This window comes from Pseudoflavonifractor hominis (assembly GCF_014288125.1).
In the GTDB taxonomy this organism is placed as follows: domain Bacteria; phylum Bacillota; class Clostridia; order Oscillospirales; family Oscillospiraceae; genus Pseudoflavonifractor_A; species Pseudoflavonifractor_A gallinarum.
In genome coordinates this window covers 42338-57314 of sequence record NZ_JACOPR010000004.1, presented here as the reverse complement: position 1 = coordinate 57314, position 14977 = coordinate 42338, and the positions used below count along the sequence as shown (strand labels likewise).

Annotated in this window: 15 protein-coding genes; 7 read left to right on the top strand and 8 right to left on the bottom strand. The window is 61.0% G+C overall.

Annotated elements, in window-relative coordinates; genetic code table 11:
* The first annotated feature begins 89 nt into the window (after nt 1-89).
* Nucleotides 90-2201, top strand: coding sequence for a bifunctional diguanylate cyclase/phosphohydrolase (locus H8S34_RS15345; RefSeq protein WP_186963647.1), 2112 nt, complete (start codon nt 90-92; stop codon nt 2199-2201).
* A gap of 74 nt (nt 2202-2275) precedes the next feature.
* On the opposite strand, the gene H8S34_RS08050 is transcribed toward H8S34_RS15345, so the two are convergent.
* The 8 genes from H8S34_RS08050 to H8S34_RS08015 form a co-directional block, all read right to left on the bottom strand.
* The gene (locus H8S34_RS08050; RefSeq protein ID WP_101692930.1) at nt 2276-2863 is read right to left on the bottom strand and encodes an HdeD family acid-resistance protein; all 588 of its coding nucleotides are present in this window, start codon (nt 2861-2863) and stop codon (nt 2276-2278) included.
* A gap of 81 nt (nt 2864-2944) precedes the next feature.
* Nucleotides 2945-3433 carry a YbaK/EbsC family protein gene (locus tag H8S34_RS08045; RefSeq protein WP_101692931.1) on the bottom strand — a complete coding sequence of 163 codons (489 nt, stop codon included), beginning with the start codon at nt 3431-3433 and terminating at the stop codon, nt 2945-2947.
* A gap of 2 nt (nt 3434-3435) precedes the next feature.
* Nucleotides 3436-3828 carry a thioesterase family protein gene (locus tag H8S34_RS08040; protein ID WP_101692932.1) on the bottom strand — a complete coding sequence of 131 codons (393 nt, stop codon included), beginning with the start codon at nt 3826-3828 and terminating at the stop codon, nt 3436-3438.
* 132 nt (nt 3829-3960) lie between these two features.
* Nucleotides 3961-5046: an ABC transporter substrate-binding protein gene (locus H8S34_RS08035; RefSeq protein WP_101692933.1), complete on the bottom strand. Its 1086-nt coding sequence runs from the start codon at nt 5044-5046 to the stop codon at nt 3961-3963.
* 66 nt (nt 5047-5112) lie between these two features.
* A complete protein-coding gene (locus H8S34_RS08030) occupies nt 5113-5976 on the bottom strand; it encodes an ABC transporter permease (RefSeq protein WP_101692934.1) in 864 nt (287 codons plus the stop codon).
* Nucleotides 5973-6893, bottom strand: coding sequence for an ABC transporter permease (locus H8S34_RS08025; protein WP_101692935.1), 921 nt, complete (start codon nt 6891-6893; stop codon nt 5973-5975). The genes H8S34_RS08030 and H8S34_RS08025 overlap by 4 nt, the downstream gene beginning before the upstream one ends.
* Nucleotides 6883-8070 (bottom strand): ABC transporter ATP-binding protein, encoded by a 1188-nt coding sequence (locus tag H8S34_RS08020; RefSeq protein WP_101692936.1) that lies wholly within the window; start codon nt 8068-8070, stop codon nt 6883-6885. The genes H8S34_RS08025 and H8S34_RS08020 overlap by 11 nt, the downstream gene beginning before the upstream one ends.
* 174 nt (nt 8071-8244) lie before the next feature.
* Complete coding sequence (locus H8S34_RS08015; protein ID WP_101692937.1) at nt 8245-9207, bottom strand: RluA family pseudouridine synthase; 963 nt, start codon at nt 9205-9207, stop codon at nt 8245-8247.
* 272 nt (nt 9208-9479) lie between these two features.
* Here H8S34_RS08015 and H8S34_RS08010 point away from each other — a divergent pair, with 272 nt between their 5' ends.
* From H8S34_RS08010 to H8S34_RS07985, 6 genes are all read left to right on the top strand, one after another.
* Nucleotides 9480-9986: a YceD family protein gene (locus H8S34_RS08010; protein ID WP_101692938.1), complete on the top strand. Its 507-nt coding sequence runs from the start codon at nt 9480-9482 to the stop codon at nt 9984-9986.
* Nucleotides 9987-10030: 44 nt separating this feature from the next.
* A complete protein-coding gene (rpmF, locus tag H8S34_RS08005; protein WP_101692939.1) occupies nt 10031-10228 on the top strand; it encodes a 50S ribosomal protein L32 in 198 nt (65 codons plus the stop codon).
* Nucleotides 10229-10404: 176 nt separating this feature from the next.
* Complete coding sequence (locus H8S34_RS08000; RefSeq protein WP_186963639.1) at nt 10405-11895, top strand: DUF512 domain-containing protein; 1491 nt, start codon at nt 10405-10407, stop codon at nt 11893-11895.
* Nucleotides 11892-13217, top strand: coding sequence for a ribosome biogenesis GTPase Der (gene der / locus H8S34_RS07995; RefSeq protein ID WP_101692941.1), 1326 nt, complete (start codon nt 11892-11894; stop codon nt 13215-13217). The genes H8S34_RS08000 and der overlap by 4 nt, the downstream gene beginning before the upstream one ends.
* 3 nt (nt 13218-13220) lie before the next feature.
* Nucleotides 13221-13931 carry a glycerol-3-phosphate acyltransferase gene (locus tag H8S34_RS07990; RefSeq protein WP_101692942.1) on the top strand — a complete coding sequence of 237 codons (711 nt, stop codon included), beginning with the start codon at nt 13221-13223 and terminating at the stop codon, nt 13929-13931.
* The gene (locus H8S34_RS07985; RefSeq protein ID WP_101692943.1) at nt 13928-14929 is read left to right on the top strand and encodes an NAD(P)H-dependent glycerol-3-phosphate dehydrogenase; all 1002 of its coding nucleotides are present in this window, start codon (nt 13928-13930) and stop codon (nt 14927-14929) included. The genes H8S34_RS07990 and H8S34_RS07985 overlap by 4 nt, the downstream gene beginning before the upstream one ends.
* Nucleotides 14930-14977: the final 48 nt, after the last annotated feature.

Here is a 14977-nt window from a genome sequence, read left to right as displayed (position 1 = left end):
TTGTCTAACGAGGAAAAGTAAGATACAATAAAACAAATGGATATTCTTACCTTTCCATAGATCCGGTTTGCCGGATGGAAGAAAAGGGCGTGAGTGAGTTGCGGGAGAGAACAACGGTTCTGCTGGTGGATGACTGTGCGGAGCATCGTGTGGCACTGCGTAAGGTACTTGCTTCAGCATATGAGGTCATTGAGGCCGCCGATGGAAACGAAGCCCTCCAGATGACAGAGACCTATTTTACACAGCTGGCAGCCATTCTCCTGGATGAGGGAATGCCCGGGATCGATGGGCTGGATGTACTGCAGATCATGCAGAGTAAGGGCTGGCTGAACAATATTCCGGTCTTCCTGGTGACCGAGGAGGAGTCGGACGAGACCATGGCCCGGGGCTATGAGCTGGGTGTGGCGGATATTCTGGTCCGTCCCCTCAAGCCCGAGGTGGTCAAGCGCCGGGTGGCCAATATGGTGGAGCTCTACCGCCACCGGTTTGAGCTGGAGCGCGTGGTGCTGGAGCAGACCGCCCGCATCCGGGAGCAGGAGGAGCGGCTGCGCCAGACCAACAAATCCATCATGGAGGCCCTGAGCGCGGCCATTGAGTTTCGCAACTGCGACTCGGGCTTCCATGTCCGCCGCATCCGGCAGGTCACCCGGCTGCTGCTTCTGGATGTGATGGAGCACTATCCCGAATATGGACTGACCCAGGAGCAGACGGATGCCATATCCGAGCTCTCGATTATGCACGACATCGGCAAGATCGCCGTGCCCGAAAACATTCTGACCAAGGACGGGCGGCTGACGGCGGACGAGTTTGAGCGCATGAAGGCCCACACGATCTACGGCGGGGAGCTGGTGCGGCACATCACCTTCCCCCAGGGTGAGCGGGTGCAGCGGTATTTTTATGAGATCTGCCGGCACCACCATGAGCGGTGGGACGGCGAGGGCTATCCGGACGGGCTCAAGGGGGAGGAGATCCCCATCTGGGTCCAGGCGGTGTCCATTGCGGACGTCTACGAGGCGCTGGTGAGCCGGCGGGTCTATAAGCCGGCCTACGCCGCGGAGGAGGCCGTCCGGATGATCCTGGAAGGGGAGTGCGGCGCTTTCAACCCCAAGATCCTGGCCTCCCTGCGCCGGGTGGCTGTCCGGCTGATCGCGGAGGTGAGCGGGGAGGCGGCCGAGGAGCCGCCGGAGGAGCGCCCCAAGGCCCATGTGGCCGCCCCGGCGGAGCCCGCTGCGGCAAGCCCTGTGCAGGAGGAGAAGGAGAGCGCCCAGCGCAGCGAGGCCCAGACCCTCTTCCTGCTGGAGCAGGAGAAGTACCGCATCATTGCCGAGCTCTCCGAGGACATGGTCTTTACCTACAATCAGCTCTTCGACTCCATGGAGTTCAGCGAAAAATTCTGCCGTGTCTTCCAGGTGCCCGCTTACATCAGCGAGTACAGCAAATACCGCCCCTCGGCCCGCACCTTCTACCCGGAGGAGTATGAGGCCCTCATTCAGTGCCGGAACCGGCTGACCTGGGCGGTGCCGGAGATGGAGATGGACCTGCGCCTGCCCCTGCCGGACGGGACGCGGCCCTGGTTCCACCTGGTCCTCCATGTGATTCTGGACCACCGGGACCGGACCCGGGAGCTGGGCTATGTGGGGAAGCTGACCAACATCAACCGCATCAAGCGGGAGGCCACCGAGTGGCAGAAGCGGGCCAATACGGACGCCCTGACCCAGCTCTACAACCGGGCGGGCGCCCATATCCTCTTTGAGGAGCTGCTGCTGGAGGGGAAGAACACCCACACGCCGCTGACCGTGGCCTTTATGGACATTGATCACTTCAAGAGCCTCAACGACACCATGGGGCATGAGGCGGGAGACCAGATCCTCACTGCCTTCGGGCAGAGCATCCGCCGCCTGTTCCGGCCGGACGACATCGTGTCCCGGTTTGGCGGGGATGAGTTCCTGGTGGTAATGAAGAATATGGGAGATCCCACCTTTGTCCGGGAAAAGCTCAAGCAGCTCTGCCGCCAGCACCTTCAAATCGCCTGCGCGCAGGAGCCGCTGGAGATCAGCTGCAGCATCGGCGTGGTCTTCTACCCGAAAGACGGCCAGGAGTTTGACGATCTGCTGCGCAAGGCGGACCAGGCCCTCTATCAGTCCAAGCGCTCCGGGCGCGGACAGGTGAGCTTCTACGCCCCGCCGGAGAAACTGTCATAGCAGAACAAATCACCCCGAACCCGGGCAGACGCGCCGGATTCGGGGTGATTTTTTTGTGGGGGATAGGGGATAGCTTACTCCAGATCAATGGGGTCCACTTCGATGGGGAGGGTCTCCCGCAAGGCCTTCGTCAGCCGGGAGAGCTTCCAGATGGACCACAGATCGGCAAGGCCCAGGAAGAGGAACACGGCGCCGATGAGCATGGCCACCGCCTCCGCCGCCACAAAGGGCCGCCACAGGAGGACCGCACCCAGGACGACGCCCAGGATCGTCAGCAGGAGAGAGACCCACCAGTAGGGATATTCCATCCGATAGAGGGCGCGGACCCGGTTCAGGGCCACCAGACTGTCAATGATCACATACACGCCCATGACCATGGAGAGGATGGAAAAGACGGCCAGCGGCTGGAGAAGAAAGAAGAGTCCGGTGGCGGCGGCGATGATGCCGAAGAGGAGCTCCAGACGGAAGCCGCCCATCTCCCGGTCCCGGAGGAGGAACCCGACGATGGTCACCAGCCCGTAGAGGAGCAAGGCGGCGCCCAGAAGGCGGCACAGGGCCACGCCGCCCACACCCGGCCAGATCAAAAGGACCAGACCGAGGATCACATAGAGGACGGAGGCCAGGAGAAAACTGACTCTGGCCCGTTTCAGCGTATCAACCATGGTACGACATCCTTTCATGCATCCGTAAAACCAGCGAAGGGGTTGCGGTTAGTATGTGTCAAAAGGCGGGATACTCCGCGCTCACTCGGTGGGAGCGCCCTCCCAATTTTTGCACAGATCCACCCAGCCCGCGCTGTGGGCGTACTCGGCCAGCTCCTCGCAGGTCAGCTGGATGGCGGAATTGGCGCTGCCCGCGGCGGGATAGACCGTCTCAAACCGCTGGAGGGAGCGGTCCAGGTACGTGGTGACATCGGGGTTGGTAATGCCGAAGGGGCACACGCCGCCCACCGCGTGGCCGGTGAAGGCCTCCACCTGCTCCGGGGTGAGCATTTTGGCTTTGGTGTGGAACTGGGCTTTGAACTTGGTGTTATCCACCTTGGCGTCACCGGCACAGACCAGGAGCACGCACTTACCGTCCACCAGGAAGGAGAGAGTCTTGGCGATCCGGGCGGGCGCCACGCCCACCGCCTGGGCGGCCAGCTCCACCGTGGCACTGGAGACGTCAAATTCCAGAATGTCCTCCTCACGGCCCAGGGTGCGGAAGAACGCGCGGCACTGCTGAATGGACATGGTCAGTTCCCTCCCCGGCTCTGGGCCTTGGCGAGAAAGCGCTCATTCATGATGAGGAACCGCTCATGGGTCCCGCCGCCGATGGGGCCTGCCTCGTCATAGGCGCGGACGGAAAAGGTGAGCTTCCGGCCATCAATGGCGGTGAGCTCGGCCTCGGCGTAGACCTTCTGGCCGATGGGGGTGGCGGCGTCATGGGTAATGTTCAGGCAGGTGCCCACGCTGCCCTGGCCCTCTTCCAGACCGCCCTCACAGGCGTTGACCGCGGCATTTTCCATCAGCGCCACCATGGAGGGAGTGGCAAAGACGGGGAGGAGGCCGCTGCCCACGGCGGCGGCGGTGTTCTCCATGGTGACAACGGTCTCGGCACGGCCCTTACAGCCGATTTGAAGCGACATAAAACATCACACTCCTTATCATTACCAAATATTGTACACGGTTTCGCCACCCTTTGCAAGGCGCGAGGAAAGAAAAAGCCGCCGTCTCCCGCAAAGAGGAGACGGCGGCTTTCAGCGGGAAGGAGAGGGCGATCAGATGCCCAGCTCATTCCACAGGTCGTTATACAGGGTGCGGGTCTCTTCGGGGAGGCCCAGGTAGGACTCACACTTGTCCAGGATCTCCTGGGGCGCGGCCATGACCTCGTACAGGGCGGGGTCCAGAGGCTCGCCATTCTGCTTCTCATAGTAGGCGGGATACTGCTCCAGCGCCTCCTTGTTGGGAGTGGCGTACCAGATGAAGTCCATGTTCGCCAGAGAGGCCTCGGTGGAGGTGATGAAGTTGATCCAGGCCTCGGCCTCCTCCTTGTGCTCGGCGTCCTTCAGCACGCACATGGCGTCCACGAACCAGTTGGAGCCATTCTCGGGCACGGCCCAGCGCAGGCTGGGGTTGTTCTCATACATGACCAGATAGTCGCCGGCGTAGTAGGTGCACACGGAGGTCTCGCCGCCCTCCATCTTGTCATAGATCTCGTCCATGAAGAAGCCCTGGTACACGCCGTTGTTCTTGGCATCGGCGATGAGCTGATAGGCCTCCCGGATCTCGTTCTCATCCGTGGTGTTAATGGAGTAGCCCAGCTTCATCAGCGCGATGCCCAGAGCGTCCCGGGGATTGTTGATCATCGCGGTCTGACCGGCATAGGCGGGATCAAACATGATGTCCCAGCTGGTCACGTCCTCTTTCACCACATCAGAGTTATAGATAATACCCAGAGTGCCCCAGGTGTAGGGGACGGTGTACTTGTTCTCCGGGTCATAACTCAGATTCTTGAACCGGTCATCCACGAGAGAGAAGTTGGGAATGTTGTCGAAGTTGAGTTCGGCCAGCATATCCTCTTCGATCATCTGGGAGATCATGTAGTCCGAGGGAACGATGACGTCATAGTTGGCGCCGCCGTTCTTGATGAGGGCGTACATGGCCTCGTTGCTCTCAGCGGTCTGATAGTTGACCTTGATACCGGTCGCTTCTTCGAACTGGTCGATCAGTTCGGGCTCGATATTCTCGCCCCAGCCGCACACATTGACCACCCGGGCGTCTGCGGAGTTCCCGCCGCCGGAGCATCCGGCCAGCAGGGCGGTGGTTACAGTGAGGGTCAGCGTCAAGGCAAGCTTCTTTTTCAATTGATCATTCCTCCAGTGTGGGTAGATTTATCTCAGGGCCATACCGCGGCCGGGAGAACGGGGAAATCAGGACCGGGCGGCATTCTTGGCCTTGGCCTGGTGCGCCTCGCGCACATTGACGATCACCAGCAGGATCAGCACGGTCACAAAGAGCAGGGTGGACACGGCGTTGATCTTGGGGCTGATGCGCTTTTTGGTCATGCCGTAGATGGTCATGGCCAGGGTGGAAGTCGAGGAGCCGGCTGTGAAGTAGCTGATGACAAAGTCATCCACGCTCATGGTAAAGGCGATGAGCATACCGTTGACGATGCCGGGCTTGATCTCGGGGATAATGACCTTCCAGAAGGCCTGGCGCCAGGTGCAACCCAGGTCCTGAGCGGCCTCCACCAGGTGCTTGTCCATCTGCTGGAGCTTGGGCATCACCGCCAGCACCACATAGGGGGTATTGAAGGTGATGTGGGCAATCAGCAGGGTGGGGAAGCCCAGATAATACCGGGTGGGGAGGTTGGTGCCCAGGGTGTTGTTGAGCCACTGGGCCGCCGTACCGAAGAGGCCGAAGGCGGCCACGAAGAAGAGGCACAGGGACACGCCCATCACGATCTCCGCACTCATCATGGGGATGTTGTTGATGGTGATGAGGGGATTGCGCCAACGCCGGCGCATGTTGTAGAAGCCGATGGCGGCAAAGGTACCGGCCACCGTGGCCACCACCGTGGCGATCACCGAGACCAGCAGGGTGGTGTAGATGGAGCTCATGATGGCGCTGTCCTGAAAGAGCTCCACGTACCAGTCCAGGGTGAAGCCCTGCCACACAGTCCGGCTCTTGGAGTCGTTGAAGGAGAAGATGATGAGCAGGAAGATGGGGGCGTACAGGAAGAAGAAGACCAGGCCCATGAACAGGCGGTCCAGGATGGAGCTGCGCTGTTTCATAGCATCACCGCCTGTTCCTCGCCCTCACCGAAGCGATTCATCACATACATACAGATCAGTACCACCAGCATCATGACCAGGGAGATGGCGGAGCCCAGCTGGGCGTTGTAGGCGGAACCCAGGAACTGCCGCTCGATGAGGTCACCCAGCAGCAGCTCGTTGCCGCCGCCCAGCAGGCGGGAGATGGCAAAGGTGGACACCGAGGGTACGAACACCATCGTGATGCCGGAGAGCACACCGGGCAGGCTGAGGGGGAAGATGACCTTCCGGAAGACCCGGCCGGTGCTGGCGCCCAGGTCCCGGGCGGCCTCCAGCAGGGAGTGGTCCAGCTTCATGATGACCGAGTAGATGGGGAGGACCATGAAGGGCAGATAGTTGTACACCATGCCCAGCACCACCGCCCCGGAGGTGTTGATCATCTTGAAGTATTCCATGTTGGTGTCCCGGGCGGTGTTGAGGGAGAGACCCAGAAGGTCGTTGAGCCCGGCACAAAGATTGTTGAGCCAGCCGTTGATCAGATTGCCCAGATCGATGATGCCCACCGCCTGGAAGAACTGATTGAGGAGACCCGTATTCTCCAGGATGGACATCCAGGCGTAGGTGCGCAGCAGGAAGTTCATCCACATGGGGAGCATGATGAGGACCATGGCGATCCGCTGAAAGCCGGGGCCCTCCTTGGCCATGATGTAGGCCAGGGGGTAGCCGATGAGCAGGCAGATAAAGGTGGCGATGAGCGCCAGCTCGAAGGAGCGGACGAAGACCACCCAGTAGGTGCTCATCTTGGTGAAGTTATCCAGGGTAAAGCCGCCTCCCGCGCTGGAGAAGGCATAAATGACCACCAGGAAAATGGGGGCGACCACGAAGAGGGCCATCCACACCACATAGGGGCCGGCCAGAAGGGAGAGCCTATTCTTCATCGCCTTCCTCCTGCTCCTCCTCGGCGTCAGGATCATAGTCCGCGTCGCTGATCTCCTCGTACTCCTCACTGTAAGAGCTGTAATCGCCGAACATGCCGGAGTACTGACTCTTCTTCATGACATGGATGCCGTCGGGATCGATCTTGATTCCGATCACGGCGCCCACCGGGCAGAAATCGGTGGTCTGGATGAGCCACTTGAACCCGTAGAAATCCACGATGATGTCGTAGTGGACGCCCTTGAAGGTCACGTTGGTCACGGTGCCGCGGAGCTGGCCCTCGCTCTCGGGGACGATGTCGATGTCCTCGGGGCGGATAACCACATCCACCGGCTCGTCCTTTGCAAAGCCCTTGTCCAGGCACTGGAACTTCCGGTTGAAGATCTCCACCACACCGTCGGCGCGCATGATGCCGTCGATGATGTTGGACTCGCCGATGAAGTCGGCCACAAAGGCGTTTTTGGGCTCGTTATAGATGTCCTCGGGGGTGCCGATCTGCTGGATCTTGCCGCCGTCCATGACCACCACGGTGTCGGACATGGCGAGAGCCTCTTCCTGATCGTGGGTGACATAGATAAAGGTGATGCCCATCTGCTGCTGGATGCGCTTGAGCTCGTTCTGCATGTCCTTGCGCAGGCGCAGGTCCAGGGCGCCCAGAGGCTCGTCCAGGAGGAGGACCTTGGGCTGGTTGACCAGGGCGCGGGCGATGGAAACGCGCTGCTGCTGGCCGCCGGAAAGGGAGGCAATGGAGCGTTTCTCGAATCCCTTGAGGTTGACCACCTCGAGCATCTCCATGACACGGCGCTGGATCTCTTCCTCGGACAGCTTAATCTTCCGCTGCTTCTTTCCGTCCGATTCGGTTTTGGGGATGCGCAGGCCGAACGCGATATTTTCAAAGACGTTCAGGTGCGGGAAGAGGGCGTACTTCTGGAACACCGTGTTGACCGCCCGCTTGTGGGGGGGCACATCATTGATTTTGGCACCGTCAAAAAGCACCTCTCCGGAAGTGGGTTTCAAAAACCCGCCGATGAGGCGCAGGGTCGTCGTTTTGCCGCAGCCGCTGGGACCCAGCAGTGTCAAAAATTCTTTGTCATTGATGTAGAGATTGATGTGATCCAAGATGATGTCGTCGTCAAACTGGACAAAGCAGTCGGACAGGCGGATCAGCTCCTTAGCCATGTATCCTCCCCCATTTCAGTCGAAATAGAGGCGTACCCATACGGCGAATGGGTACGCCCCTTTGTGTCGAGACAACTATATCTGTTTCTGTGGGAAATGTCAATATGAATCGACATTTTTTTCAGAGTCTTTACCTGGGGCGGAAGCTGGTGGAACAGAATGGATAAAGTGTGTTCACTTGTCTCCAAAGTACTCGTCCACAAAGTCCACGTGCTCCACCTGGAAGGAGCGGCCGTTGAGATACTCCAGAAGCCCCCCGTCGGTGGTGAAGTCAAAGGAGAGCCGGTAGGAGTAGAGAGCCTGGAAGGAGCGCCCGTACTGCTTGTTGTCCCGCTCCCGGCCGTACTTGCCGTCCCCCAGGAGGGGGTGGCCAGCGGCGGCGAACTGGGCGCGGATCTGGTGGGTCCGGCCGGTGAGCAGGTCGCACTCCACCAGGGAGAGCCCTCCCTTCACCTTTAATGTCTTGTAGACCGTGGCGGCCGTCTTTCCGCCCGGGATGGGGTGGTCAAAGACCCGGACCTGCTTCTTGCTCTCGTCCTTGAGGATAAATCCCTCCAGCTTGCCGCTGGGCGGGTTCATCCTGCCGTGGATAATGGCCAGATAGTACTTGGAGAGCTCCCGGTCCTTGATCTTCTGGTTCATGATGCGCAGGGTCTCGGCGTTTTTGGCGGCAATGACGATGCCGCCGGTGTTCCGGTCAATGCGGTTGCACAGGGCGGGGGCGAAGGAGTTTTCCCAATAGGGGCTCCACTCCTTCTTTTGATAAAGGTAGGCCTGGATGTGGGTGATGAGGGTGTTGACCCGCTCATGCTCATCCGGGTGGACCACCAGGCCGGGACGCTTGTTGACCAGAAGAAGGTTTTCGTCCTCATAGACCAGGTCCAGATGGGGCTTGAACACCGAGAGAAAGGCATTCTCCGGCGTGGGGGCGTCAAAGAACTCGTCATTGATATATAGTTGAAGGAGATCCCCCACCTGGAGACGGACATCCCGCTTGGAGCCCTTTCCGTTGACCTTCACCCGCTTGAGGCGGATGTACTTCTGGGCCAGGGGCGCGGGGAGGAGGGGAAGGGTTTTGGCCAGCCAGCGGTCCAGCCGCTGACCCGCGTCATTCTTGCCGATGGTAAACTCTTTCATAGGTGATCCTCACAGTAGCGGGCCGGAGAGGGGCCCGGTGGTCTTGCAATTGGTACGAGTATAGCATAAAATCCCCCTGAGCGCAAAGGTTCTTCGTACACCTTTGGGGGTTGCATTCTCCCAAAAGAATGTGCTATGATATACGGGACGGCGGGCGTAAAGTAGTACAGCTTACCGTCCTATGAAAAAATACGGATTTTTTGCGAAAAAGTATTTGACAATATCCGTAGTATTCGTTATAATGTCTGCTGTGACATTGTGAGAGGTGTGCCATGCGACTGAATCTCCGCGACATCATCCATCAGCCGGGCGCCAGCGTGCCCTTCTCCTTCCAATTGGAGCTCTCTGAGCTGGACTTTTTCGGAAGCAAGCCCTTCGCCCATCCGGTGGAGGTCTCCGGCCAGGTCCGCAATCAGGCCGGGGCTCTGGTGCTGGAGGGGGAGGCCCATACCACGCTGGAAGTGGTCTGTGACCGCTGCCTCAAGCCCTTCTCGGAGGAACTGGTCCTCCCGGTGGAGCATCTGCTGGCTGAGACGCTGGAGGATGAGGAGAACGATGACATCCTGCTGCTGGACGGCGGAGAGCTGGACCTGGAAGAGGTCTTCACCACCGATCTGGTCCTCGCAATGGAACCCAAGCACGTCTGTTCGGAGGAGTGCAAGGGGCTGTGCCCCAAGTGCGGCGCCAATCTGAACGACGGCCCCTGCCAGTGCAGGGCTGAAGTTGATCCACGTTTTGCTGTCCTCGCACAGCTGTTGGATAAAGAGTCTGATGACTGAGAAATATTGCCCGGCCAGGGCATTGACCTAAGGAGGTGTCATAAATGGCAGTCCCTAAGAGTAAAGTGTCCAAGCAGCGCCGTAACAAGCGCCGTAGCTCCGTTTGGAAGCTGGAGACCCCCGGCATCACCACCTGCCCCAAGTGCGGTGCGTTCCGGCTCCCGCATCGGATGTGCAAGTCCTGCCTGAGCTACAACGGCCATGAGTTCGGCAAGACCGAGGCTGTGGCCGAGGCGAAGTAAATAGCCTGAAAAGAGGAGAGGGGAAGTGTCCCCTCTTTCTTTTTGCCCGGAAATGGAAGATCACACCAGAGAGTACTTGCGGCTTTTCCGGGTCTGTATTACAATGTATCTATATATGTCCCCTTCACCGTTGGGCCGCTGGGCGGTCCGGCGGCGGGGGAGAGTGAGGGAGCGCTATGAGCCTGACAAAGATCCAGAGCATCGATCCGGGCAGTCCGGCCCACCGGGCGGGCCTGCGCCCGGGTGAGACGGTCACGCAGGTAAACGGACACGCCATCGTGGATGTGCTGGACTACAAATTCTATACCTATGACCCCAGCCTGGAGCTGGTGCTCCGGGCGGCGGACGGAACGGAGCGGACGGTCTCCCTGGAGAAGAACGTGGGCGAGGATCTGGGGCTCAATTTTGAGACCTATCTGATGGATAAGGCCCGCTCCTGCGCCAACAACTGTATCTTCTGCTTTGTGGACCAGATGCCCCCCAACATGCGCGAGACGCTGTATTTTAAGGATGACGACGCCCGGCTCTCCTTCCTGATGGGGAATTATATCACGCTGACCAACCTGTCCGAGCGGGAGATCCAGCGCATCATCGACCTGCGGGTCAGCCCCATCAACATCTCGGTCCACGCCACCGACCCGGAGCTGCGCCGGCAGCTGCTGAAAAACCGCCGGGCCGGGGAGTGTCTGGACATCATGCGGCGCTTTGCCGGGGCGGGCATCACCATGAACTGTCAGGTAGTGGCCTGCCCGGGCATCAATGACGGCCCTGCCCTCCAGCAGACCATGGAGGAGCTCTCCGCCCTCTGGCCGGGCGTGAACAGCGTGGCAGTGGTGCCGGTTGGCCTGACCAAGTTCCGGGAGGGCCTGTGTCAGCTGGAGCCCTATACGCCCGAGGGCGCGGCCGCGGTCATTGACCAGGTGGAGGCCTTTGCCGCCCGCTCTCTGGCCGAGCGGGGGACCCGGATGGTCTGGTGCTCCGACGAGTTCTATCTGAAGGCGGGCCGTCCCCTCCCCGACGAGGAGAGTTTTGAGCGCTTTGTCCAGCTGGAAAACGGCGTGGGCATGCTGCGCCTGCTGGAGAGTGAGTTCCGTGCCGCCCTTCTCAGCGTGGAGGGGGACGAGGAGCCCTCCTCCTTTACCATCGCCACCGGACTGGCGGCCGCCCCCACCATTGAGAAACTGGTGGAGGAGGCCTGCGGGAAATGCCCCGGCCTCCAGGGCCAGGTGGTCCCCATCGTAAACCACTTCTTTGGAGAGAATATCAATGTGGCCGGACTGGTGACCGGACGGGACCTGATCGAACAGCTCCGGGACCGGACCCTGGGAGAGCGGCTGCTCATCCCGGTGAACATGCTCCGCCATGAGGAGAACGTGTTCCTGGACGACACCACCATCGAGGCGGTGGAGGAGGCCCTGCACGTGACGGTGGTCCCCGTGGAGCAGGACGGCGGCGCGCTGCTGGATGCTCTCTTTGACGTGGACTGGGACGACGGCGGCGCCGTGGAGTGGGTCTCCTGCGAGGACGAGGAAGACGAGGACTCCTGGGACGACGCCTATGAGGAAACCGACGGGGAGGGGGATGCCTTCCCGACCGATACGGAAGACTATTACCGCTATAACCCGCCGCGCAGACGGCGGACGGAAGAGGAGTGTGAGCCGAAATGAAACCGTTAGTCGCCATCGTGGGCCGGCCCAACGTGGGCAAGTCCATGCTGTTCAATAAGCTGTGCGGACAGCGGCTGTCCATTGTGGAGGATACCCCCGGCGTCACCCGGGACCGGCTGTACGCCGAGTGTGAGTGGCGCAACCGCAAATTCAATATCGTGGACACCGGCGGTATCGAGCCGGGCACCGACAATGAGATCCTGGCCTTCATGCGCGCCCAGGCGGAGATCGCCATCCAGAACGCCACGGTCATCATCTTCGTGTGCGACATCAAGACCGGACTCACCGCCTCCGACCACGAGGTGGCCAAGATGCTCCTGAAGTCGGGCAAGCCGGTGGTCCTGGCCATCAACAAGATGGACCAGGTGGGCCACACCAACCCGGACATCTATGAGTTCTACAACCTGGGTCTGGGCGATCCCATCCCGGTCTCGGCCGTCCACGGCCACGGGACCGGCGATCTGCTGGACGCCTGCTTTGAGTACTTCCCCCCCGAGGAGGAAGAGGAGCTGGACGACGACGTCATCAAGGTGGCCATCATCGGCAAGCCCAACGTGGGCAAATCCAGCCTGGTGAACCGCATCCTGGGGGAGCAGCGGGTCATCGTCTCCAACATGGCGGGCACCACCCGGGACGCGGTGGACAGCTACTTTGAGAATGACAAGGGCAAGTACCTGCTCATCGACACCGCCGGTATGCGGAAGAAGTCCAAGGTGGACGATCCCATCGAGAAGTTCTCCGTCCTGCGGGCCACCATGGCCATTGAGCGCAGCGACGTGTGCCTCATCCTGATCGACGCCAACGAGGGCGTCACCGAGCAGGACACCAAGGTGGCGGGTCTGGCCCACGAGGCGGGCAAGGCCTGCATCATCGTGGTCAACAAGTGGGACGCCGTGGAGAAGGACGACAAGACCATGGACCATATGCGGGAGGAGGTCCGCCGGGATCTCTCCTACATGCCCTACGCGCCCATCCTCTTTATCTCGGCCCTGACCGGCCAGCGGGTCCCCCGCCTCTTTGAGCTCATCAACTATGTCAACGACCAGGCGGCCATGCGCATCACCACCGGTATGCTCAACACCCTCCTGGCCGACGCTACCGCCCGGGTGCAGCCCCCCAGCGACAAGGGCCGCCGTCTGAAGGTCTTCTATATGACCCAGGTGGGGGTGCGTCCGCCCCACTTTGTCTGCTTCTGCAACGACGCAAAGCTCTTCCACTTCTCCTACCAGCGCTATCTGGAGAACCAGATCCGCAACACGTTCGGCCTGGAGGGAACGCCCGTGCGTCTCACCATCCGGCAGAAGAGCGACAAGGAGGGGTAAGGGATGCTGGACTCCTTTCGCGCGCTGGTCAACGGCGGGCCGGACTGGGCCATGAACGCTTTGCCCAACCCCATCCTGCTGGCCGTTCTGGCGGTGGTCATCGCGGTGTTCTCCTACTTCCTGGGCTGCTCCAACGGAGCGATCATCGTGTCCAAGTATATCCTGCACAACGACGTGCGAAATCACGGCAGCGGCAACGCGGGCCTGACCAATTTCCACCGGGTCTTTGGCGGAAAGCTGACGCTGGTGGTCATCCTCTCCGATGTGGTGAAGGCCATCGTGGCCATCTGCCTGGCCCTCTTCGCCGTGTGGCTGGTGGGCTGGCCGGGCCTGTCGGTGGGGGCCAAGTACTGGGCGGGCCTGTGGTGCCTGCTGGGACACATGTTCCCCTGTATGTTTGGGTTCAAAGGGGGAAAGGGCATCCTCTCCGGCGGCGCCATCGCCATCATGATGGACTGGCGCATCGCGCTGGTGGTCTGGGGGGGATTCCTGATCCTGGCCATCCTCACCAAGTATGTGTCCCTGGGCTCCTGCTGGGCGGGGGCCAGCTTCCCCTTCGCCACCTGGTTTGTGTACCACAGTGTGGCGCTCACCCTGCTGGCCGCGCTGATCGGCGGCCTGATCCTCTGGAAGCACCGGGGGAACATCCAGCGTCTGATCCAGGGAAATGAGTCCAAATTCAGCCTGCATAAAAAGAAGGAGGGGTCCCAATGAAGACGGCGGTATTGGGCAGCGGCGGCTGGGGCACGGCTCTGGCCATGGTGCTGCTGGAAAACGGAAATGAGGTCACGCTCTGGTCCTATCAGGAGGCCGAGTCCCGGGTCCTGCGGGAGACAGGTGAGAATCCCATGCTCAAGGGCGTGCCTCTGCCCCGGGAGCTGGCGCTGACCAGCGACCTGAACTGCGTCCGCGGATGCGCCATGGTGGTTCTTGCCACCCCGTCCTTTGCGGTGCGGACCACCGCCCGGAGCCTGAAGGGCGTCCTGGACCCCGGAACCGTGGTGGTATCGGTCTCCAAGGGCATTGAGAAGGACACCTCCCTGACTCTCACCGACGCCATCGAGCAGGAGCTGGGGCCGGACCATCCGGTGGTGGCTCTGTGCGGTCCCTCCCACGCGGAGGAGGTGGGGCGGAAGGTGCCCACGGCGGTGGTATCCGCCTCCCGGAACCAGAAGGCCGCCGAGCTGGTGCAGGATCTCTTCATGAACGAGCGCTTCCGGGTCTATACCTCTCCCGACATCGTGGGCGTGGAGCTGGGCGCCGCCCTCAAGAACATCATCGCCCTGTGCGCCGGCTGCTGCGACGGCATGGGCTTCGGCGACAACACCAAGGCGGCCCTGATGACCCGGGGACTTACCGAGATCGCCCGCCTGGGCGTGGCCATGGGCGGCCGGAAGGAGACCTTTGCGGGCCTCACCGGCGTGGGCGACCTGATCGTCACCTGTACCTCCATGCACTCCCGCAACCGCCGCTGCGGCATTCTGATCGGGCAGGGCGTCCCGGTGCAGGAGGCCATTCAGCAGATCGGCGCGGTGGTGGAGGGCTACTACGCCACCGCCACCGGAAAGGAGCTGGCCGAGAAGATGGGGGTGGAGATGCCCATTACCGAGGCGGCCTACTCCGTTCTCTATGAGGGGAAGGATCCCCGTAAAGTCATTACCGAGCTGATGACCCGAGCCAAAAAGCATGAGATTGAGGACAGCTGGCTGTAACGGTCATCGAAAAAGCCCTCGGCAGAGTTTTGCCGCCCGCAGGCGGCA